Genomic DNA, 20,704 nt, shown 5'->3' with positions numbered 1-20,704 from the left:
CGTCGCTCAGGGCGTCACTCAGGGTTGTCGACGAGCGAGCGTGCCGCCTTCGCGCAGTGCACCAGGGCGGCACGGGCATAGGCCGGCGAGGCCCCCGCCAGACCGCAGGCCGGGGTGACGGCCACGGAGGACCCCAACGCCCCCGGTGCCAGTCCCAGCCTGCGCCACAGCGCCCGAACACCACTGACGCTACCGGCAGGGTCCGACAATTCTGAGTCCAGGCCCGGCACGACACCGGCGAAGAGGGCGGTGCCGCCCTCCGCGGCCTCACCGAAGGCGTCCCAGTCACGTTCGGTGAGCAAGGAGAAGTCGAAGGAGAGGCCCGCCGCGCCGGCCCGGCGCAGCAGGGTGAAGGGGACGTCGGCGGCGCAGGAGTGCACGATCACCGGGACGCCGGCGGCCTCGATCAGCTCCCGCAGCCCCGACTCGACCACGGTCCTGTCGACCGACCGGTAGGTCCGGTAGCCGCTGGCGGTCCTGACCCGGCCGGTCAGCACATCGGTCAGCAGCGGTTCGTCGAGCTGCAGGACCAGCCGTCCGGCGGGCACCCGCCGGGCCAGGTCGGCCAGGTGCAGCCCGATGCCCTCGGCGAGTGATCCGCGCAGGTCGCGGTAGGCGCCGGGGTCGCGCAGCGCGGCCTCGCCGTTCCGCGTCTCGACGCTCGCGGCCAGCGTCCACGGCCCGACCGCCTGCACCTTCAGCGGTCCTTCGTACCCTTGGGTGAACTCCTCCAGCGCGTCCAGGTCCTCCCCCAGCCACGCCCTGGCCCGCTTGGTGTCCCGCCCGGGCCGGTCGCCGAAGCGCCAGCCGCTCGGCTCCACCCGCGCGTACAGCTCGACCAGCATCCCGAGCGTCCGCCCGATCATGTCCGCGCCGGGCCCGCGCGCGGGCAGCTCCGGCAGGAACGGGAAGTCGCCGGTGGCCTCCACCGCGACCCGCGCCGCCTCCCGCGCGTCGGTTCCGGGCAGGGAGCCGACCCCGGTCGCGGCGCCTTCGGGCAGCTTGAACTCAGCTTCGTTGCTCACCCGGGAAGAGTACGAGACGCTCCGCCGCCCTTCTGCCGGGTGCGGGCCGCCGGCCGCCCGGCGTCGGCTCTCAGGGCGGGCCGTTCCAGATCAGGGAGAGGTGGACGCCGTAGACCGCCGAGGCGACGGCGGCGGCGGACAGGGTGTACGCGATGGTGCGGATGTGGGTGCGGGCCAGCGCCCGGGCCACCGGGACGAGCAGCGGGAAACCAGGGAGCAGGAAGCGGGCGCGGGCGATGTAGGCGCCCTTGCCGAAGGTGAGGACGGCCAGCAGCGCCATGCTGAAGACCAGCAGCGGCAGCGGCTGGCGCTGCGCGAGGCAGAGCGCGCCCAGCGCGAAGGAGGCGACGACCACGAGGGTCACCACGACATACGCCACGGGTACCTCGCCGCCCCGCTGGCCGAGGAAGACCCAGCGGATCCGGCGCAGCAGATAGCCGCCTTTGCTGAGGCGGTTCCCCCACGCCTCCTGCACCGCGAAGTACCCGTCCGCGCGGTGCAGCCGCAGCCCCACCCAGGCGACGAACGCCGGCCAGCCGGTGGGGGCGAGCAGAGCGCCGAGCGCGGGCCGCCACACCGGCTGCCACCACGGCCGGCCCGCGGTGCGCTCGCGCAGGCCGCGCAGGGCGGCGAGGCCGGCGGTGAGCGAGATCGCGGCGGCGACGGCGACGCCGGTGGGGCGGGTCAGCCCGGCGAGCGCCGCGAAGAGGCCGGCCCGTACCCAGTGCCGGCCGAGCGCCAGGTGGAGCGCGGCGGCGCACAGCGCGGTGAAGAGCGACTCGGTGTAGGCCATGCTCTCCACCACCGCGTGCGGCAGGCAGCCCCAGAGCACGGCGAGCACGGTGCCGGTCCGCCGGCCGTGGAGCCGGTTGCCGACGAGGAAGATCAGCCAGGCGGCGGCGAAGGAGGCGTCCAGCGAGACCAGCCAGGAGGACCTGGCGATGCCGAGCGGGAGTACGGCGTCGGCGGCGCGGCACAGCCACGGGTAGAGCGGGAAGAAGGCGAGGTTGCTCCAGGCGTGCCAGGTGTGCGGGGTGCCGGTGACCGCGCGGTCGTAGCCGTGCTCGGCGACCATCTGGTACCAGCGGGCGTCCCAGGATCCGTAGAGCACCGTGCCGGGGGACTCGCCGCGCCGCCCGGCCAGGTAGGTCAGGAGTCCGATGCCGAGGAGGCGGGCCGCCGCGTAGCCGAGCAGGGCGGGTCCGGCGAGCCGCAGCGCGGCCTCACCGCGGCTGCGGAGGCCGGGCCGCGCCCCGCCGACGCCCCGCCGGGCGGCCTCTGCGGTGGCTGACGCCATGGTCGGTCCGCTCCCTCGGATCGCGGTGGTGGCGCGGCCGACGCTACGCGGGAAAAGCGGACGAACTTCTCATATGCCAAAGTCTCGGCAGCGGATCCACCCGCCCGGACGACGGAGACCGGACGACCGGACGACCGGACCCGGGCGCCGGCGAACCCGCCGCGCCCGCCCGCCCGGCCGTGGGCGGGCGCCGGATCAGTGGCCGGGGCGGACCGTGAGGTCGGTGAGTTCCGCGTCGCGGGGAAGGTCGAGAGCGGTGAGGACGGCGGTCGCCACCGACGCGGGGTCGATCCAGCGGGACGCGTCATAGGCCGCGCCCTCCTGCCGGTGGACCTTCTGCTGCATGGGGGTTGCGGTGCGGCCCGGGTAGACCGTGGTGACCCGGACGCCGTTGGCGTGCTCCTCGCCGCGCAGCGAGTCCGCCAGGGCCTTCAGGCCGTGCTTGCTGGCGGCGTACGCCGACCACTCGGGGGACGCGGACAGGCCCGCGCCGGAGTTGACCATGACGACGTGGCCGCGGGAGAGCCGGAGCTGGGGCAGCAGCAGGCGGGTCAGCTCGGCCGGTCCGATCAGATTCACCGCGAGCGTCTCCTGCCAGATCTTCGGCGTGAGATCACCGACCGGCCCGAGTTCGACGACGCCGGCCACGTGCAGCAGCGAGTCCAGCCGGTCCGGCGGCGACTGGTGGCCCAGCGCCCAGGACAGCCGGGCCGGCTCCGCGAGATCGCCGACCAGCGTCTTCGCGCCGGGGAAGCGCCCGGCCAGCTCCCTGGCGCGGCCGGCGTCCCGCGCCAGCAGCCACAGCTCGTCGCCGCGCTCCAGCAAGCGGCCTGCGACCGCCGCGCCGATACCCGAACCCGCGCCGGTGACGAGGTGCACGCTCACCGCTGCTCCTGGACGTAGTTCGTCAGATAGGTCAGGGCCGCCTGGCCGTCCTCGGCGAAGTACACCATCTCGGAGAGCGGCAGCGGCAGGAAGCCCTCGGCCTCCATCCGGCGGAACTGCTGCTTGAGCCCGTCGTAGAAACCGGCGGTGTTGAGCAGGACGACGGGCTTCGCGTGCAGCCCGTGCTTGCGCAGCTCCAGGATCTCGGTGGCCTCGTCGAGCGTGCCGGTGCCGCCGACCATGATCACGATCGCGTCGGAGCGGAGCAGCAGTTCGGCCTTGCGGTGCGCGAGGTCCCGCGCGATCACCATCTCGTCGGCGTTCGGCCGGGCCACGTGGTGCAGGAACTCCACCGAGATCCCGACCAGCCGGCCGCCGGCCTCCTGGGCACCGTCCGCGACGACCTTCATCAGCCCGGAGTCGGAGCCGCCCCACACCAGGGTGTGGCCGCCGGCACCGATCAGCTTGCCGAACTCCCTGGCCGGCACGGTGTACTGCTCACTGAGTTCGGCGGCCGACAGGAAGACACAGATGTTCATACCGCCACCGGCGCCCGGCGCTGCGTGGTGGCGATCGTCGCCGAACCGACGACGCGCGTGCCGTCGTAGAGCACCACCGCCTGGCCGGGGGCGATGCCGCGGACCGGCGCGGCGAAGTCGACACGCAGTTCGCCGTCGCGCAGTTCGGCGGTGACCGGTACGTCCTCGCCGTGGGCGCGCAGCTGGGCGGTGTACGCGGCCGGGCCCTGCGGCGGGGTGCCGCACCAGCGCGGGCGGATCGCGGTGAGGGCCGTCACGTCCAGCGCCTCGGCCGGGCCCACGGTTACCGTGTTCCGCACCGGGGAGATGTCCAGGACGTAGCGGGGCTTGCCGTCGTCCGCGGGCACACCGAGCCGCAGGCCCTTGCGCTGGCCGATGGTGAAGCCGTACGCGCCGTTGTGCGTGCCGACCCGGGCGCCGTCCTGGTCGAGGATCTCGCCCTCGTCGGTGCCGAGGTGCCTGGCCAGGAAGCCCTGGGTGTCGCCGTCGGCGATGAAGCAGATGTCGTGGCTGTCCGGCTTCTTCGCCACCGCCAGGCCGCGCCGCTCGGCCTCGGCCCGGATCTCGTCCTTGGTGGTGAGGGTGTCGCCGAGCGGGAACATGGCGTGCGCGAGCTGCCGCTCGTCCAGGACGCCGAGCACATAGGACTGGTCCTTGGCGGCGTCGCTGGCCCGGTGGAGTTCGCGGGTGCCGTCGGCGGCGGTGACGACGGTGGCGTAGTGGCCGGTGCACACCGCGTCGAAGCCGAGCGCCAGCGCCTTGTCGAGCAGGGCGGCGAACTTGATCTTCTCGTTGCACCGCAGGCAGGGGTTGGGGGTGCGGCCGGCCGCGTACTCGGCGACGAAGTCGTCCACCACGTCGGCGCGGAACCGCTCGGCGAGGTCCCATACGTAGAAGGGGATGCCGATCACATCGGCGGCCCGCTGGGCGTCGCGCGAGTCCTCCACCGTGCAGCAGCCGCGTGCGCCCGTGCGGAAGCTCTGCGGGTTGGCCGACAGCGCGAGGTGCACGCCGGTGACCTCGTGCCCCGCCTCGGCGGCCCGCGCGGCGGCCACGGCGGAGTCGACTCCACCGCTCATCGCCGCCAGCACCCGCAGCCGCTTTGTCTGCCCCTCATGCCCGTCAACCCGAATCTCGCTCACCCGACCAGGGTAACGGCCCCGCCTCCCGGCCCCGCCCCAATAAAAGGGCGGGCGGTCCGGAAGACTAAGCGTTCGCTCAGTGTTGTCGCGAAGAGCCTGGACAACCGACACCTACCGATGGGTAACATCAGACTCATGGCAACTGCAGCGGCCCGCGTGGCCATCGGGGACAGCGAGTTCGACCGGGACACGGCGGTCGTGCCGAGGGCCGGCGAACCGGGGACGTACGACACCGGACTGTCGGCGGGCTGGACGATCATCTCCGCGGTGAACGGCGGCTATCTGCTGGCCGTCATCGGGCGCGCGCTGCGGGACGCCCTGCCGCACCCTGACCCGCTGACCATCACCGCGCACTACCTCACCGCCTCGCAGCCGGGCCCTGCCGTCATCAGGACGCAGACCGTACGGGCCGGGCGGACGCTGTCCACCGGGCAGGCGTCCCTCTTCCAGACCGGCGAGGACGGCCGCGAGGTGGAGCGGATCCGGGTGCTCGCGGCCTACGGGGACCTCGACGCGCTCCCGGACGACGTCCGCACCTCCGCCGCGCCGCCGCAGATGCCGGGCTACGAGCAGTGCGTCAGCTCCAAGGACGCCCCCGACGGCGGCCCGGTGACCGGCTCCACCGCGATCCTGGACCGTCTCGACCTGCGGCTCGACCCGGCGACCGCCGGCTGGGCGCTCGGCGCACCCTCGGGCGCGGGGCGGATGCGCGGCTGGCTGGGGCTGGCCGACGGGCGCGACCACGACCCGCTCTCGCTGCTGCTCGCGGTGGACGCGCTGCCGCCCACCGCCTTCGACCTCGGCCTCAAGGGCTGGACCCCGACCCTGGAGCTCACCGTGCACCTGCGCGCCCGTCCGGCGCCCGGCCCGCTCCAGGTGGCGCTCAGCACCGGCAACCTGGCCGGCGGCCTGCTGGAAGAAGACGGCGAGCTCTGGGACAGCGCGGGGCGGCTGGTCGCCCAGTCCCGGCAACTGGCCAGGGCCCCGCGCGGCTGACACCTCCGGCCGGCCCTCACCATCTCCCACCGGCTCCCACCGGCCCGGCCGCCCCCGTGTGCGCGGCCGGGCACCGCCGCCGCCGTAGAATCGGTGCACCATGGCCTACCTCGACCACGCCGCCACCACGCCCATGCTCCCGGAGGCGGTCCAGGCGATGACCGCGCACCTCACGGTGACCGGGAACGCCTCCGCGCTGCACGCCGCCGGGCGGCGGGCCCGGCGTACCGTCGAGGAGTCCCGGGAGACGCTGGCCGCCGCGCTCGGCGCCCGGCCGAGCGAGATCGTCTTCACCGGCGGCGGCACCGAGTCGGACAACCTCGCGGTGAAGGGCCTGTACTGGGCCCGGCGTGCGGCCGACCCGCGGCGGACCCGGATCCTGGCCAGCCCGGTCGAGCACCACGCGGTGCTGGACGCGGTGTACTGGCTCGCCGACCACGAGCACGCGACCGTCGAGTGGCTGCCGGTCGACTCCTTCGGCCGGGTGCGGCCGGAGACGCTGCGCGCGGCCGTCGAGCGGGCTCCCGACGATGTCGCCCTGGTCACCGCGATGTGGGCCAACAACGAAGTCGGCACCATCCTCCCGGTCCGCGAACTCGCCGAGGTCGCACGGGAGTTCGGGGTGCCGATCCACTCCGACGCGGTGCAGGCGTTCGGCCAGACCGAGGTGGACTTCGCGGCCAGCGGCCTGGACGCGCTGACGGTGACCGGCCACAAGATCGGCGGGCCGTACGGAGTGGGCGCGCTGGTGCTGCGGCGTGAGGACACCCCCGTCCCGCTGCTGCACGGCGGCAATCAGGAGCGCAGCCGCTCCGGCACCCTGGACGTGCCCGCCATCGCCTCCTTCGCCACCGCGGCGGCCCTCGCGGCGGAGCGGCAGCCCCGCTTCGCCCGTGAAGTGGGCGCGCTGCGGGACGAGTTGGTACGGGGGGTGCGGGCTGCGGTGCCGGACGCGCTCCTCAACGGCGACCCGTCGCCCGAGGGCCGGCTGGCCGCCAACGCGCACTTCACCTTCCCCGGCTGCGAGGGCGACGCGCTGCTGCTCCTCCTCGACGCCCAGGGCATCGCCTGCTCCACCGGATCGGCCTGCACCGCCGGGGTGGCCCAGCCGAGCCACGTGCTGCTGGCGATGGGCGAACCGCCCACCCACGCCCGCGCGACGGTGCGCTTCTCGCTCGGCCACACCACGACGGCCGACGAGATCACCGAAGTCGTACGGGCGATCGGCCCGGCAGTCGAGCGCGCCCGGGCAGCCGGCCAGACCTGAGACAGCGCCCCTGAGCGGGGCGAGGAACCGGGCGAACCACCGCGGACCCGCCGGGAGGACCGGACACACCCCGGCGGGCGGCCTCGCGTGGTCCCGGCGCGGCTCGGCGAACGGCGGAGGGGCGGGCCCGCGGGCCCGCCCCCCTGAAAACAGCCTTCCGGCGCCCCCGCGCGGCCCCCGGAAGGGCCGTCAGACGGTCGCCGTCTGCTCCGCCGGCTTCAGACCGGCCGCGTTCTCCGGGTGGTGGCAGGCCACCTGGTGACCCGGGGCCAGCGCCACCAGCGGCGGCTCCTGCACCGCGCAGACCTCGGTCGCCTTCCAGCAGCGGGTGCGGAAGCGGCAGCCGCTCGGCGGGTCGACCGGTGACGGCACGTCGCCGGTCAGCAGGATCCGGCCGCCGGACGCGCCCTCGCCGCCCTCCAGCTGGGCCTTGCGCCGCTTCGGGTCCGGCACTGGCACCGCCGAGAGCAGCGCGGTGGTGTACGGGTGGAAGGGCGTGCTGTAGAGCTGCTCGCGGTCGGCGAGTTCCACGATCTTGCCGAGGTACATCACCGCGATGCGGTCCGAGACATGGCGGATGACCGACAGGTCGTGGGCGATGATCACATAGGTCAGGCCCAGCTCCTCCTGCAGGTCGTCCAGCAGGTTGACCACCTGGGCCTGGATGGAGACGTCCAGCGCGGAGACCGGCTCGTCGGCGACCACCAGCTTGGGCCGCAGCGCCAGCGCCCGGGCGATGCCGATCCGCTGCCGCTGCCCGCCGGAGAACTCGTGCGGGTAGCGGTTGTAGTGCTCGGGGTTGAGCCCGACCAGCTCCAGCAGGTCCTGCACGTCCTTCTTGCGGCCCTGCTCCGAGACGACCTTCTGCAGCCGGAACGGGGCGCCCACGATGGTGCCGATGGTGTGCCGGGGGTTCAGCGACGAGTACGGGTCCTGGAAGATCATCTGGATGTCGCGCCGCATCGGCCGCATCTCGCCCATCGTCAGGTGGGTGATGTCACGTCCGTCGAACTCGACGCGTCCGCCCGTGGGTTCGAGCAGCCGGGTGATCAGCCGGCCCATGGTGGACTTGCCGCAGCCCGACTCACCGACCACGCCGAGGGTTTCGCCGGCTCTGACCTCGAAGTCCAGCCCGTCCACGGCCTGTACGGCGCCGGCCTTCCGGCGCAGCAGGCCCTTGGTGATCGGGAAGTGCTTGACCAGCCCCTCAACCTTCAGCAGCGCCTCCCCCGACGGCTGCCGGGGCACCGAGTGGTGCGGCTCGGGCGTGCTCGCGGGCGCGTCCTCGCCGAGGGCGGCGCCGGCCGGCGCGGGGCGCTCCGCCACGGGTCCGCCCGCGCCCTTCTCCATGGCTTCGTCCACGCCTTCGTCCTGGCCTTTCACAGCTTCGGCTCTATCTCTTCGGTCCAGATCCTGGCCCGCTCGTCGTCGGCCAGGTGGCAGGCGACGACATGCCCTTCGCCCACGTCCCGCAGCTCGGGCACGACCGTCTCGGACGATCCGCCGTTCAGCCCGGCGTACGGGCAGCGCGGGTGGAAGGCGCAGCCGCTCGGCACGTTGATCAGACTGGGCGGGGTGCCCTTGATCGGGTTGAGCCGGTCGATGCGGTCCCGGTCCATCCGCGGCATGGAGCCCAGCAGGCCCCAGGTGTACGGGTGCTGCGGCTCGGTGAACACCTTCTCCGCGGTGCCGCGTTCGGCGGCCCGGCCGGCGTACATCACCAGCAGGTCGTCGGCGACCTCGGCCACCACGCCCAGGTCGTGGGTGATCATGATGACCGCGGAGCCGAACTCCTTCTGCAGATCGCGGATCAGGTCCAGGATCTGCGCCTGCACGGTGACGTCGAGCGCGGTGGTCGGCTCGTCGGCGATCAGCAGCTCGGGGTTGTTGATCAGCGCCATCGCGATCATCGCGCGCTGCCGCATACCGCCGGAGAACTGGTGCGGGTAGTCCGCGAACCGCTTGCGCGGCTCGGGGATGCCGACCCGGTCCAGCATCTCGACGGCCCGCTCACGGGCCTGCGCCCGCGAGACCTTGTTGTGCACCCGGTACGCCTCCACGATCTGCGCCCCCACCGTGTAGTACGGGTGCATCGCGGAGAGCGGGTCCTGGAAGATCATCGCCATCTTCTGGCCGCGCAGCTGCCGTACCCGGTCCGGGTCGGCGGCGATCAGCTCCTCGCCGTCCAGCCACACCTCGCCGGAGATCCGGGCCTTGGCCGTACGGTGCAGGCCCATCAGGCCGAGCGAGGTGACCGACTTGCCGGAGCCGGACTCGCCGACGATGCCGAGGGTACGGCCGCGCGCCAGCTCGAAGCTCAGGCCGTCGACCGACTTGACCACGCCGTCGTCGGTGTCGAAGTGGATCCGCAGATCGCGGACCGACAGAAAGGATTCCTCAAGGCGGGCCGGTTCGCCGGCGGGCTTGAGCAGCTTGTCGGCGGGGCTCACGAGTACCTCACGCGGGGGTCGAGGGCGGCGTAGGCGAGGTCCACCAGCAGATTGCAGACCACGACGAAGAAGGCGACCACCAAGGTCACGGCCATCACGATCGGGAGGTCGTTGCTCTGCACGCCCTGGATCGCGTAGGCGCCCATGCCCGGCAGGGAGAAGACCTGCTCGGTGATGACCGCGCCGCCGAGCAGCAGACCGAAGTCCAGGCCGAAGATGGTGACGATCGGGGTGAGCGCCGAGCGCAGCCCGTGCTTGACGACGACGGTCCGCTCGCGGAGGCCCTTCGCCCGCGCGGTGCGGATGTAGTCCTCGCTCATGGTCTCCAGCATCCCCGCTCTGGTGAGCCGGGCGTAGAGCGCCGAGTAGAGGAAGGCCAGCGAGCACCACGGCACCAGCAGGTTCCACGCCCAGTCCGCCGGGTTCTGGGTGAAGGGCACGTAGGTCATGCCGTTGCTCCACAGCGGCCACTGCACGGTGAAGATGCTCAGCGCGAGGATGCCGGTGAAGAAGATCGGCAGCGAGACGCCCATCAGCGCGATGCCCATGGAGACCCGGTCGAGCAGGCTGCCCCGCTTGAGCGCGGAGGCCACGCCGATGGCGACACCGGTGATCACCCAGATCACCGCGGCACCGATGGCCAGCGAGAAGGTCACCGGGATACGGGACTTCAGCTGCGGCCAGACCTCGATGTGGCTCTTGAACGAGTAGCCGAAGCACGGTGCGTTGCAGTGCACCGGATCGGGGCCGTAGTGGTAGTCGGCCCCGGCCACCAGCGCCTTGATGAAGTGCCAGTACTGCTCGTAGAGCGGGAGGTCGAAGCCGAGGTTCTTCTTGATCGCCGCCACTGCCGCGGGGTTGGCGTCCTTGCCCACGTACTGGGTGGCGAGCTGGGTCGTGGTCTGGCCGCCCAGCCGGGGCACCAGGAAGAAGATCGCGAAGGTGATCGCGCTGACCACCACGAGCAGCAGTATCGCGGCGAACACACGTCGGATGAGGTAAGCGGTCACGGCCGTCCGGCGGGCGTCCGCCGGTCCGGGATTGCCGGACCGGCGGACGCCGGAGCCTTCACCTGCCTTTCGGTGCGTACTTGGGCCTTGCGGCTACTTCGAGGAGCCCAACAGCAGGTAGTCGTACATGCCCAGGTACGCCTGGGTGACCGTCACATTGGTGGCGGACGCCGGGCGGTAGAGCAGGTTCTTGCGGTAGATCAGCGGCACCACGGAGGCGTTCGCCATGACCATCTTGTCGATGTCGCCCCAGGCCTTGGTGCGCGCGGCGGCATCGGTGTTGGCGATCGCGGCGGCCAGCGCGTTGTTGATGGCCGGGTCGTTCAGCTCCATCAGGTTGTTGCCGCCGGACGGCTTGATGGCGCTGCCGTCGATGATCTGGTCGAGGAAGCCGTAGCCGGTCGGCCAGTCGGCGCCCCACGCCATCATCATCATGCCGATGTCGTGCGAGTGGACGTAGTCCGGGACACCGGCGTAGTTGGAGAAGTACTTGTCGGCCGGGAACGTCTGGATCTTGACGTTGATGCCGACCTTCTTCAGCGCGGCCTGGATGGCGGTCGCGCCGTCCACCTCGGTCTGCCGGTCGGTACGGGCGGTCAGCGTGGTGGTGAAGCCGTTCGGCTGCCCGCAGGCGACCAGCGCCGCCTTCGCCTTGGCCACGTCACCCTTGTTGCCGGGCGTCGCGTACTGGTCGAACTTGGTGTAGCCGTTGACCGACGGCGGCAGCAGCGTGGTGGCCACGTCGCCCTTGACCGCGCCGCCCTCGGCGTTGACCACCGACTCCTTGTCGACCGCGTACTGCACGGCCTTGCGGCAGTTGACGTTGTCGAACGGCTTCACGTTCAGGTTCAGCGCCATGTACGAGGTGGCGCCGGCGATCGCGTCGTCGGTGCTGGCGAGCCGCTTGGGGTTGCCGAGGATCTTCGACTGGGTCTCGGCGGCAACGCCGGTACCGGCCATGTCGACGGTCAGGTTGTCGGCCAGCAGGTCGTTGTCGATGGTCCGCTGGTTGACGTTGAACCGGAGCACGTACTTGTCCGGCAGCGCGGTGCGGATCGGGTCGGTCGCCTTGTCCCACTGCGGGTTGCGGACCAGCGTCGCGCCCTTGCCCTCGGAGTACGAGGCGAACTTGTACGGGCCGGTCGACTGGATGTGCTGGACGTAGGTGGCGCCGGTGTCCTTGGACTGCTCGACCGGTGCGGTCTGCGAGAACGTCGCCAGGTAGTCGAAGTCCGCGAACGGCTTGGCCAGGTGGAAGACGATCGTCTGGTTGTCAGGGGTCTCTATGGAGGCCAGCCCGGTGGGCGACTTGTCCTTGTAGGGGCCCTGGTACTTGTCGCCGCCCTCCAGGTACGCCTTGAAGTACGTGGGGCCGTTGGCCATCACGTCGGGCGCGAAGTTGCTGCGCTCGATCGCGTACTTGACGTCCTTGGAGGTCACCGGGGTGCCGTCCTCGAACTTCACACCGGTCCGCAGGTGGTACGTCCAGGTCTTCGCGTCGGCGCTGGCGGTGCCGAGCCCGGTGGCCAGGTCGGGGACCACGGTCAGACCGTCCTTGCCGGCGGCCGGCTTGAAGGTCAGCAGCGAACGCGCGTAGAGGCGGGAGAAGTTCTGCACCCAGCCGTAGTACGTGTTGCCCGGGTCGAGCGAGTCGGGGCCGCTGGAGTGGTCCAGCGTCACCGTGCCGCCCTTCTTGTCGGACGCGTTGACGATCGACGTGAGCGCCTGGTCCTTCTTGCCGGCGCTCGATTTGCTCCCGCCCGAGCCGCCACAGGCCGACACGCCGAGCGCCATCGCCATGGCGAGCGCCAGCGCGGAGGTCACCTTTCTGGTGTTCATACCGGGTTACGCCCCTCATTTCCTTTTAGTCACCGGGTCGGCTGTGGTCGCCGTACGGCACGCTGAGTGCCACGCCGGGGTCGATGGATCGCTGCGGATCACTTGCTGCGCGGGTCGAGGGCGTCACGCAGCCCGTCGCCGAGCAGGTTGAAGGCCAGCACCGTGATGAAGATCGCCAGGCCGGGCACGAACATGTACTGCGGGTCGGACTGGTAGACGTCCACCGCGCTGGTCAGCATGCCTCCCCAGGAGGCCTGCGGTGGCGCGATGCCGACGCCGAGGAAGCTGAGCGCCGCCTCGAAGAGGATGTTGGTCGGGATCAGGAGCGTCGAGTAGACGAGGATCGGCGCGACGAGGTTCGGCAGCAGCTCCCGGAAGAGGATGAACGGGCCGCGGGCGCCCATGCCGCGCGCCGCCTCCACGAACTCGCGTTCCCGCAGCGACAGCGTCTGGCCGCGGACGATCCGGCCCATGTAGGGCCAGTTGAAGAAGCCGATGACGAAGATCAGCACGCAGATCCGCAGCGGCAGCCCGTTGAGGCCGAACGCCCCGTCCTGCAGCGAGGCGGAGATGGAGATCGCGAAGAGCAGCAGCGGGAACGCCAGGAAGACGTCCATCAGCCGGCTGATCAGGCTGTCCACCCAGCCGCCGTAGTAGCCGGCGATGACGCCCAGCACGGTGCCGATCACATTGGACAAGATGGTGGCGCCGGTGGCGACCAGCATCGAGATCCAGGAGCCCTCGATGATCCGGGCCAGGATGTCGCGGCCGAACTTCGGGTCGACGCCGAGCGGATGCGCCCAGCTCATACCGCCCCAGCCGCCCTTGGGCGCGAGCAGTTCGGGGTCGACCAGATTCTGGTGGAAAGCGTTGGGGTCGAGATCGAAGACCATCTCGATCGGCTTGGCGAGCACCGCCAGCAGCACCAGCAGGATGACCACCACACCGCCGGCGATCGCGACCTTGTCGCGTTTCAGCCGCATCCAGGCGATCTGGCCCAGGGAACGGCCTTCGATCGCCTTTGCTCCGACACCCTCCAGAACAGCCTCAGGTTGCGCCTGATTCTGCCCTTGGGTGGTCTCTATCGGTGCGGTCATGGTGAGACTGACCCCTCTCGCCGGCGGGTTACCGGCGCGCGCCCGCCGCGGTAGCGGCTTCTTACACGAACCGCGCTGCCGGAACCTCTGTCTGCCGTTGTTGGACAGATGACTGACCGAGCCACGTCACAGCGCCTTCTTGCCGCTGGATTCTGGTTGCGTTCCGCGATCACCCGCCAGCCCTGACCGGGAACGGATGCGCAACTGTGATGTGGTGATTCTTCGACCGTTACCCCCGCGTAGTCCGGGGTACGGTCGTCTGGTGAACGAGCGGCTGCGCGCGGTGTACGCCCTGATGATGCCTCAGGCCCGGGAAATGGCGGGCCTGCACGAGTACGACGGCAGGGTGCAGGATCTGTCGCCGGACGGTGTGCGGCACGCGGTGGCGGAAGTGGTCCGGGCCCGCCGCGCCGCCGGCCGGCTGGACGACGATCACGACGAGGCGCATCTGCGGGTGTTCGAGAAGTCGCTGCGGACCCAATACGGTGATCTTGAACTCCACCGCCGCGACCCGTACCCGCATCTGTCCAACCTTGAGCTGGCCTGTTACGACCGGCAGTACGCGCCCCGCAAGGAGCGGGCCAAGGCCCGCCGCAAGCATCTGGCCCGCTGGCCGGAGGCGATCGACGCGTCACTGGCCGCCCTCGACCGGGTGAACGCGCCGGTTGCCGCCGCCCTGCTGGGCTCGGCCCGCGGGCTGGCCGCCGACCTCGATCCGGACCAGGGCCCGGCCGAGGCCGCGGCGCTCGGCGCGCACGCCCGGCTGGTCGGCCGGCTGGAGTACGCCGCCGAGCACGGCGACCCCGACCCGCGGCTGGGCGAGAAGGCGCTGGCCTCACTGATGGGCACCCAGGAGGGCCTGCGGGTCGACCTGGAGGCGCTGGCGGCCGACGCGGCCCGGGAACGCGACCGGCTGACCGACCTGCTCACCGACGCCTGTGGGGCGCTCGACCCGACCCGTACGGTCGACGAACTGATCCCCGGCCTCCTCGCCGACCACCCGGATGCCGACGGGGTGATCGCCGAGGCGGCCCGGCTCACCGACGAGGTGATCGCCTTCACCAAGGAGCACGGGCTCGCGCCGTACGCCGACGGGGAGTGTCTGGTCGGCCCCGCACCGCCGTCGCGCCGCTGGTCGATGGCGATGATGACGTGGGCGGCGCCGGGTGAGTCGGAGTCACCGTCCTGGTACCACGTGACACCGCCGGAGCCGGAGTGGCCGGCCGAGGAGCGCGAGGAGTGGCTGACGGTGTTCAGCCGCACCAGCCTGCCGTCGATCACCGTGCACGAGGTCTCCCCCGGGCACTTCGCGCACGGCAGGGCGCTGCGCCGGGCCCGCGGGCCGGTCCGCCGCACCCTGCACAGCCTCTCCTTCTCCGAGGGCTGGGCGCACTACGTCGAGGAGGTCTGCCTGGAGGAGGGCTTCCGGGCGCACGACCCGCGGTTCGCGATCGGTGTGGCGCTCGAAGCGCTGGTCCGGGTCACCCGGCTGACCTGTGCGATCGGGCTGCACACCGGCACGATGAACCTCGAAGAGGCCACCCGGCTCTTCATGCGCGACGCCCATCTGGCCCGCGCCAGCGCCGCCTCCGAGGCCCGTCGCGGCACCTTCGACGCCGGCTACGGCCGCTACACCTGGGGCAAGCTCGAAATCATGCGGCTGCGCGAAGAGGCCAAGCGCACCTGGGGAGCGGACTTCTCCCTCCCGCGCTTCCACAAGTCCCTGCTGGCGCTGGGGAGTCCGCCGCTGGGGCTGCTGGAGGGGATCTTCAGCCGGGAGAAGTGACCGCCGCGCCCCGCGGTTCAGCGGCGGGACGGACCCCAGGCGGCACCGGCGCTGTACGCCTCACGGTCGAAGAACGGCTGGTCGTTGGCGCGCATCCACATGCCGACCGGGTCGTACGCGTCGGCCATCGCCACGGTGGAGACCGCGAGTCCTTCGGGGACCCCGGTGACCGCCTGCTGCATCATCAGCCGGACCGCTTCGACGGCCTGGGCGGAGGAGTCGTAGACCTCGACGCCGATGGCCAGGTACGGCTCGCCGAGGGCCGGCTGGACCCAGGCCCGGCGCAGCGAGCGGACCGCCGGGGTGCGGTGGGCGGCCTGAGTGAGAAGCGCGTAGAACTGCGGGATCTGCAGCGAGGGTTCGCCGATCTGGAGCGGGCCGGCCGGCAGCAGGTCGAGGCCGACCGCGATCCGTCTCAGGTCAGGCCAGGGGATGCCGACACCGCCGCCGGGGGCGTGCGGATTGAGCCAGAGCCCGCACCGGTCGGGGTAGAGGGTCAGGGCGATGTCCCGCCCGGAGACCACCTCGTGCTCGCGGGTCCAGCCGCTGGCGGCCAGTTCCCGGGGCGAGGTGCAGCAGGGGGCGTAGCCGTGGCCGTTGATCTCCATGCTGCCGTACTGGGCGTCGGCAGAACCGGGCACACCGTGCCAGAGCAGCATCCACACCTCGCCGGCGGCGAGCGATCCGAGCAGGTTCTCGTAAGCGTCGAACCGGCCCGGGCCCACCTGGAGCAGCATCTGCTCCATATGGCCGGCCGCCGCCGCGCCGCCTTGCGCGCCCGCGATCACGTGGGACCGCCCCTTTCCCTGCTCCGGTGTGCTGCTCTTGCGACTCTTGCGAGGGGTCCGGCTGGTGTGACCGCCCGATCCTCCCGGCGCACGGTGATACGCCGACGAGCCCATCAAATCAGGTCGAGTGTTCCCGGTGGAACGGTGACCGACTCAAGCCGGAGTGCGTAATTACGGCGTATACGCGGCGTATACGTGTTCGGCCGGCGACGGGGTGCTACCGCCGGGACGGGCGGGGCGCGGGCCGGGTCCCCAGTAGGCGGCCCGTCGGCGGCCTGCCAGCGGCCCCGTCGGCCGCCCCGTCGGCTTCCGGCCCGGCCGCTCAGTCGCGGGCGAAGAACGGCGGGAGCCGCTCCAGCATCCAGTCGCTCACCGGGTCCTGGGCCACGTCGAGCAGGATCAGGTGCGCCTGCCAGGGCAGCGGCACCGCGCCGAGCGCCCGGCCGATCGCGTCCATCGCGAGCGCCCGGTCCTCCTCCTGCCAGCGGTCCAGCTCCACGCCGACGAAGAGCTCGGGCGGCGCTTCCTCCACCGAGGCGAGCGCCCGGCGGGCGGTGAGCACCACCGGGGTGACCGCGAACTCGGCGGCGGCCGCGGCCAGGAAGTCCACCGGCTCGTCGGCCGGCTCCGGCTCCCAGAGCCGCACCCGGGCGCCCGACCGCGGCTCTCCGTACCCGCCGGGCTCCGCCCGGCACAGGTCGGCCACCGCGGCCGGCGGCAGCGGCACTCCGACGGCGCCGCCCGGGTTCACCGCGATGCCGACCAGCGGCGGCAGCCCGCGGGCGAACTCGTGCACCGGCGCGATGGTGCAGGACATACCGTCCGCGGCCTGCCGGAACTGCTGCTCGGAGCTGAAGACCGGCACATAGGGCGCGCCTTCCAGCTCCATGGTGGGCAGGTCGAAGCCGGGCAGCCGCGGGTGACCGCCGTTCGGCAGCGGCACCCACACCCGGGAGCGGCTGAGCACCTCCAGCAGCCGGGGGGTGGCCGCGGGGTTGCCGAGGCTCGCGGTGAGCACTTCTTCCAGCTCGTTGGCCGGCCATATGTACGGTGTGTACGGTGCCGGAATCTCCATGTCCACCCTTGTCCGCCCATGTGCCACTGACCTGCTGCCGGGAAACCCTAGCGGCTGCCGGGCCCCCGGGCATGCCGCCTGCGGGCATGCAATGATGTGCGGACAACTTGCATACCGGCCGTTCGAGGCCGCGCGGGAGAGTTCCGCCCCGGCCGGGGCGGGCGCCGAAGGAGCAAGCCCTCCCTTGAATCTCTCAGGCACAGATACCGCGCGGGCGAGGCAGATCTGAAAAGCGGACCGGCTCTTTGTACGTTTGACGCGTACCGGACCGGTCCCACCCAAGGTGCAAACCGCTGGCCCCGCCGGGTCACGGTGAACCTCTCAGGTTCCGATGACAGATGGGGAGGCCAGGTTCACCGCTTGGCCACGCCACCCGTCGATCCGTCTGGGAGCCCTTTTCCGATGAGCGAACCCCTGAGCGAGCCCCTGAGCGCGCCGCGCCACACCGCGCTGGACGCGCTGCACCGCGCGCTGGGCGCCACCATGACCGACTTCGCCGGCTGGGACATGCCGCTGCGGTACGCCAGTGAGCGCGAGGAGCACCAGGCGGTACGGACCCGCGCCGGCCTCTTCGACCTCTCGCACATGGGCGAGATCACCGTGACCGGCCCGCAGGCGGGCCAGGCGCTGGACTACGCCCTGGTCGGCCACCTCTCGGCCCTCGCCGTCGGCCGGGCCCGTTACACCATGATCTGCGCGCCCGACGGCGGCATCCTGGACGACCTGATCGTCTACCGGCTGGCCGACGAGGAGTACATGATCGTCGCCAACGCCTCCAACGCCCGGACCGTGCTGGACGCGGTGACCGAGCGGGCGGCCGGCTTCGAGGCGCGGGTCCGCGACGACCGGGACGCGTACGCGCTGCTCGCGGTCCAGGGTCCGCAGGCGCCCGGCATCCTCAAGGCGGTCACCGACGCCGACCTGGACGGCCTGAAGTACTACGCCGGGCTGCCCGGCACGGTGGCCGGCGTGGAGGCGCTGATCGCCCGCACCGGCTACACCGGCGAGGACGGCTTCGAGCTGTTCGTGGCGCCGGCCGACGCCGAGCGGCTGTGGCAGGCGCTGACCGAGGCGGGCCGGGCGGCCGGCCTCGTACCGTGCGGGCTGTCCTGCCGGGACACGCTGCGGCTTGAGGCGGGCATGCCGCTCTACGGGCACGAGCTGACCACGGCGCTGACGCCCTTCGACGCGGGCCTCGGCCGGGTGGTCAAGTTCGACAAGCCCGGGGACTTCGTCGGCCGGCAGGCGCTGGCCGCCGCGGCCGAGCGGGCCGCCGCCGAGCCGCCGCGCACGCTGGTCGGGCTGGTCGCCGAGGGCCGCCGGGTGCCGCGGGCCGGCTATCCGGTGACGGACGGCGCCGGCGCGGTCATCGGCGAGGTCACCTCCGGGGCTCCGTCACCGACCCTCGGGGTGCCGATCGCGATGGCGTACGTGGACGCGTCGCACGCGGCGCCCGGGTCTGCCGGGGTCGCGGTCGACATCCGCGGCGCCCAGGAGCCGCACCAGGTCGTCGCGCTGCCCTTCTACAAGCGCGAGCGCTGAGTTCCGTTCCCTGCCGCGGCCTCCGCGCCACGGCCATCCGTTCCCTCCCGCGGCCTCCGCGCCGCGGCCACCCGTTTCCGCACCGCCGCGTGCCCCCGCGCGAGCACTCCGACCCATCCGGGAGAATTCCGTCATGAGCATCAATCCTGAAGCACTGCGCTACAGCAAGGAGCACGAGTGGCTCTCCGCCCCCGCCGACGGGGCCGCCACCGTGGGAATCACCTCGCACGCCGCCGACGCGCTCGGTGACGTCGTCTTCGTCCAGCTTCCCGAGGTCGGCACGACCGTCACCGCGGGCGAGAGCTGCGGCGAGCTGGAGTCGACCAAGTCCGTCAGCGACCTGTACTCACCGGTGTCCGGTGAGGTGACCGAGATCAACCAGGACGTGGTGGACGACCCGTCGCTGGTCAACTCGGCGCCTTTCGAGGGCGGCTGGCTCTTCAAGGTGAAGGTGTCGCAGGAGGGCGCGGAGCTGCTGTCCGCAGCCGAGTACGACGCGTTCATCGCTGCCTGAGCGGCGGTTCCGGCCTCGGGTTCCCCGGCTCCGGGTTCTCCGGCCTCTGGTTTTCCGGCTCCGGGTTCTCCGGCCTCGGCTTCCCCAGCTCCGGCTCCGGCTCCGGCTTCCGGCCCGCGCCCGCGTCCCCCCGCGTCCGCGCGCCCTCGTGTCTCCGCGCCTTTCGTGCCTCCCGACCAGGAAGTTTTCATGTCCCTGCTGACCCAGTCCCTGCATGAGTTCGACCCGGACGTCGCCGCCGCGATCGACGCCGAGCTGCACCGCCAGCAGTCCACCCTGGAGATGATCGCCTCGGAGAACTTCGCTCCGGTGGCGGTGCTCGAAGCCCAGGGCTCGGTGCTCACCAACAAGTACGCCGAGGGCTACCCCGGCCGCCGCTACTACGGCGGCTGCGAGTTCGTCGATGTGGTCGAGCAGCTGGCCATCGACCGGGTCAAGGCGCTCTTCGGTGCCGAGGCCGCGAACGTCCAGCCGCACTCGGGCGCCCAGGCCAACGCGGCGGCGATGTTCGCGCTGCTCAAGCCGGGCGACACCATCCTGGGCCTTGACCTGGCGCACGGCGGCCACCTGACCCACGGTATGAAGATCAACTTCTCCGGCAAGCTCTACCAGGTCGCCGCGTACCACGTGGACGAGAAGACCGGCCTGGTCGACATGGCGGAGGTCGAGCGGCTGGCCAAGGAGCACCGGCCGCAGATGATCATCGCCGGCTGGTCGGCGTACCCGCGGCAGTTGGACTTCGCGGAGTTCCGGCGGATCGCCGACGAGGTCGGCGCGTATCTGCTGGTCGACATGGCGCACTTCGCCGGACTGGTCGCGGCCGGGCTGCACCCCTCGCCCGTGCCGTACGCGGATGTGGTCACCACCACGACCCACAAGACCCTCGGCGGCCCCCGCGGCGGTGTCATCCTCTCCACCGCCGAGCACGCCAAGAAGATCAACTCAGCGGTCTTCCCCGGCCAGCAGGGCGGCCCGCTGGAGCACGTCATCGCGGCGAAGGCGGTGGCCTTCAAGGCGGCGGCCACCGAGGAGTTCAGGGACCGCCAGACCCGTACGCTGGAAGGCGCCAAGCTGCTCGCCGAGCGGCTGGGCCGCCCCGACGTCACCGAAGCGGGCGTCTCGGTGCTCTCCGGCGGCACCGACGTCCACCTGGTGCTGGTCGACCTGCGCGACTCCGCACTGGACGGCCGCCAGGCGGAGGACCGGCTCCACGAGGTCGGTATCACCGTCAACCGCAACGCCGTCCCGAACGACCCGCGTCCGCCGATGGTCACCTCGGGCCTGCGCATCGGCACGCCGGCGCTCGCCACGCGGGGGTTCGGCGCGGCCGATTTCCGCGAGGTGGCGGACATCATCGCCGAGACGCTGAAGCCGTCGTACGACCCGGCGCCCCTGCGGGAGCGGGTCTCCGCACTGGCCCGGAAGTACCCCCTCTACGCGTGATCCCCCGCC

Annotated in this window: 18 protein-coding genes and 1 riboswitch; of the genes, 6 read left to right on the top strand and 12 right to left on the bottom strand. The window is 71.9% G+C overall.

The features are described from left to right. Nucleotides 1–14: 14 nt before the first annotated feature. From OG552_RS26105 to mnmA, 5 genes are all read right to left on the bottom strand, one after another. Nucleotides 15–1,025 (bottom strand): methionine synthase, encoded by a 1,011-nt coding sequence (locus OG552_RS26105; protein ID WP_329136929.1) that lies wholly within the window; start codon nucleotides 1,023–1,025, stop codon nucleotides 15–17. A 70-nt stretch (nucleotides 1,026–1,095) separates the two neighbouring features. Then, nucleotides 1,096–2,322 (bottom strand): hypothetical protein, encoded by a 1,227-nt coding sequence (locus OG552_RS26100; protein WP_329136927.1) that lies wholly within the window; start codon nucleotides 2,320–2,322, stop codon nucleotides 1,096–1,098. Nucleotides 2,323–2,517: 195 nt separating this feature from the next. Next, nucleotides 2,518–3,207: an SDR family oxidoreductase gene (locus OG552_RS26095; RefSeq protein WP_329136925.1), complete on the bottom strand. Its 690-nt coding sequence runs from the start codon at nucleotides 3,205–3,207 to the stop codon at nucleotides 2,518–2,520. Beyond that, nucleotides 3,204–3,746: a TIGR00730 family Rossman fold protein gene (locus tag OG552_RS26090; RefSeq protein ID WP_329136923.1), complete on the bottom strand. Its 543-nt coding sequence runs from the start codon at nucleotides 3,744–3,746 to the stop codon at nucleotides 3,204–3,206. Before OG552_RS26090 ends, OG552_RS26095 begins: the two co-directional genes overlap by 4 nt. Then, nucleotides 3,743–4,837 carry a tRNA 2-thiouridine(34) synthase MnmA gene (mnmA, locus tag OG552_RS26085; RefSeq protein WP_329141139.1) on the bottom strand — a complete coding sequence of 365 codons (1,095 nt, stop codon included), beginning with the start codon at nucleotides 4,835–4,837 and terminating at the stop codon, nucleotides 3,743–3,745. The genes OG552_RS26090 and mnmA overlap by 4 nt, the downstream gene beginning before the upstream one ends. A 186-nt stretch (nucleotides 4,838–5,023) precedes the next feature. On the opposite strand from mnmA, the gene OG552_RS26080 reads away from it, so the two are divergent. Together OG552_RS26080 and OG552_RS26075 are read left to right on the top strand one after the other, a co-directional pair. Next, complete coding sequence (locus OG552_RS26080) at nucleotides 5,024–5,884, top strand: thioesterase family protein (RefSeq protein ID WP_329136921.1); 861 nt, start codon at nucleotides 5,024–5,026, stop codon at nucleotides 5,882–5,884. 100 nt (nucleotides 5,885–5,984) lie between these two features. Further along, nucleotides 5,985–7,151: a cysteine desulfurase family protein gene (locus OG552_RS26075; RefSeq protein WP_329136918.1), complete on the top strand. Its 1,167-nt coding sequence runs from the start codon at nucleotides 5,985–5,987 to the stop codon at nucleotides 7,149–7,151. A 189-nt stretch (nucleotides 7,152–7,340) separates the two neighbouring features. Here the strand turns inward: OG552_RS26075 and OG552_RS26070 are convergent, their stop codons facing one another. From OG552_RS26070 to OG552_RS26050, 5 genes are all read right to left on the bottom strand, one after another. Next, the gene (locus OG552_RS26070; RefSeq protein WP_329141137.1) at nucleotides 7,341–8,501 is read right to left on the bottom strand and encodes an ABC transporter ATP-binding protein; all 1,161 of its coding nucleotides are present in this window, start codon (nucleotides 8,499–8,501) and stop codon (nucleotides 7,341–7,343) included. Between the two features lie 29 nt (nucleotides 8,502–8,530). Then, entirely contained in the window at nucleotides 8,531–9,601 is a 1,071-nt protein-coding gene (locus OG552_RS26065) for an ABC transporter ATP-binding protein (RefSeq protein ID WP_329136917.1), read from the bottom strand. Continuing rightward, nucleotides 9,598–10,611: an ABC transporter permease gene (locus OG552_RS26060; protein ID WP_329136915.1), complete on the bottom strand. Its 1,014-nt coding sequence runs from the start codon at nucleotides 10,609–10,611 to the stop codon at nucleotides 9,598–9,600. The genes OG552_RS26065 and OG552_RS26060 overlap by 4 nt, the downstream gene beginning before the upstream one ends. Before the next feature lie 93 nt (nucleotides 10,612–10,704). After that, the gene (locus OG552_RS26055; protein WP_329136913.1) at nucleotides 10,705–12,450 is read right to left on the bottom strand and encodes an ABC transporter substrate-binding protein; all 1,746 of its coding nucleotides are present in this window, start codon (nucleotides 12,448–12,450) and stop codon (nucleotides 10,705–10,707) included. Nucleotides 12,451–12,548: 98 nt separating this feature from the next. Then, nucleotides 12,549–13,547: an ABC transporter permease gene (locus tag OG552_RS26050; protein ID WP_329136911.1), complete on the bottom strand. Its 999-nt coding sequence runs from the start codon at nucleotides 13,545–13,547 to the stop codon at nucleotides 12,549–12,551. Between the two features lie 262 nt (nucleotides 13,548–13,809). On the opposite strand from OG552_RS26050, the gene OG552_RS26045 reads away from it, so the two are divergent. Continuing rightward, the gene (locus OG552_RS26045) at nucleotides 13,810–15,333 is read left to right on the top strand and encodes a DUF885 family protein (RefSeq protein ID WP_329136909.1); all 1,524 of its coding nucleotides are present in this window, start codon (nucleotides 13,810–13,812) and stop codon (nucleotides 15,331–15,333) included. Between the two features lie 17 nt (nucleotides 15,334–15,350). Here the strand turns inward: OG552_RS26045 and OG552_RS26040 are convergent, their stop codons facing one another. Together OG552_RS26040 and OG552_RS26035 are read right to left on the bottom strand one after the other, a co-directional pair. Beyond that, nucleotides 15,351–16,121: an enhanced serine sensitivity protein SseB C-terminal domain-containing protein gene (locus tag OG552_RS26040; protein ID WP_329136908.1), complete on the bottom strand. Its 771-nt coding sequence runs from the start codon at nucleotides 16,119–16,121 to the stop codon at nucleotides 15,351–15,353. A gap of 322 nt (nucleotides 16,122–16,443) precedes the next feature. Continuing rightward, a complete protein-coding gene (locus OG552_RS26035; RefSeq protein ID WP_329136906.1) occupies nucleotides 16,444–17,196 on the bottom strand; it encodes an enhanced serine sensitivity protein SseB in 753 nt (250 codons plus the stop codon). A 123-nt stretch (nucleotides 17,197–17,319) separates the two neighbouring features. After that, a riboswitch (glycine riboswitch) is annotated at nucleotides 17,320–17,415 on the top strand. 183 nt (nucleotides 17,416–17,598) lie between these two features. Between OG552_RS26035 and gcvT the strand changes: the two genes are divergently transcribed. The 3 genes from gcvT (at nucleotide 17,599) to glyA (ending at nucleotide 20,695) form a co-directional block, all read left to right on the top strand. Beyond that, on the top strand, nucleotides 17,599–18,738 hold the full coding sequence (gene gcvT, locus OG552_RS26030; RefSeq protein ID WP_329136904.1) for a glycine cleavage system aminomethyltransferase GcvT: 1,140 nt from the start codon (nucleotides 17,599–17,601) through the stop codon (nucleotides 18,736–18,738). A gap of 133 nt (nucleotides 18,739–18,871) precedes the next feature. Next, on the top strand, nucleotides 18,872–19,252 hold the full coding sequence (gene gcvH / locus OG552_RS26025; protein ID WP_329136902.1) for a glycine cleavage system protein GcvH: 381 nt from the start codon (nucleotides 18,872–18,874) through the stop codon (nucleotides 19,250–19,252). A gap of 189 nt (nucleotides 19,253–19,441) precedes the next feature. Next, complete coding sequence (glyA, locus tag OG552_RS26020; RefSeq protein WP_329136900.1) at nucleotides 19,442–20,695, top strand: serine hydroxymethyltransferase; 1,254 nt, start codon at nucleotides 19,442–19,444, stop codon at nucleotides 20,693–20,695. Nucleotides 20,696–20,704 lie beyond the last annotated feature (9 nt).

This window comes from Streptomyces sp. NBC_01476 (assembly GCF_036227265.1).
Lineage (GTDB): Bacteria > Actinomycetota > Actinomycetes > Streptomycetales > Streptomycetaceae > Actinacidiphila.
This window is presented reverse-complemented; position numbering and strand designations above follow the sequence as displayed.

Excerpts from the sequence above, each read along its gene's own strand:
- OG552_RS26100 (WP_329136927.1), bottom strand. The coding sequence starts at position 2,322 with ATGGCGTCAGCCACCGCAGAGGCCGCCCGGCGGGGCGTCGGCGGGGCG.
- OG552_RS26090 (WP_329136923.1), bottom strand. The coding sequence starts at position 3,746 with ATGAACATCTGTGTCTTCCTGTCGGCCGCCGAACTCAGTGAGCAGTAC.
- OG552_RS26080 (WP_329136921.1), top strand. The coding sequence starts at position 5,024 with ATGGCAACTGCAGCGGCCCGCGTGGCCATCGGGGACAGCGAGTTCGAC.
- OG552_RS26075 (WP_329136918.1), top strand. The coding sequence starts at position 5,985 with ATGGCCTACCTCGACCACGCCGCCACCACGCCCATGCTCCCGGAGGCG.
- OG552_RS26070 (WP_329141137.1), bottom strand. The coding sequence starts at position 8,501 with ATGGAGAAGGGCGCGGGCGGACCCGTGGCGGAGCGCCCCGCGCCGGCC.
- OG552_RS26055 (WP_329136913.1), bottom strand. The coding sequence starts at position 12,450 with ATGAACACCAGAAAGGTGACCTCCGCGCTGGCGCTCGCCATGGCGATG.
- OG552_RS26050 (WP_329136911.1), bottom strand. The coding sequence starts at position 13,547 with ATGACCGCACCGATAGAGACCACCCAAGGGCAGAATCAGGCGCAACCT.
- OG552_RS26035 (WP_329136906.1), bottom strand. The coding sequence starts at position 17,196 with ATGGAGATTCCGGCACCGTACACACCGTACATATGGCCGGCCAACGAG.
- gcvT (WP_329136904.1), top strand. The coding sequence starts at position 17,599 with ATGAGCGAACCCCTGAGCGAGCCCCTGAGCGCGCCGCGCCACACCGCG.
- gcvH (WP_329136902.1), top strand. The coding sequence starts at position 18,872 with ATGAGCATCAATCCTGAAGCACTGCGCTACAGCAAGGAGCACGAGTGG.
- glyA (WP_329136900.1), top strand. The coding sequence starts at position 19,442 with ATGTCCCTGCTGACCCAGTCCCTGCATGAGTTCGACCCGGACGTCGCC.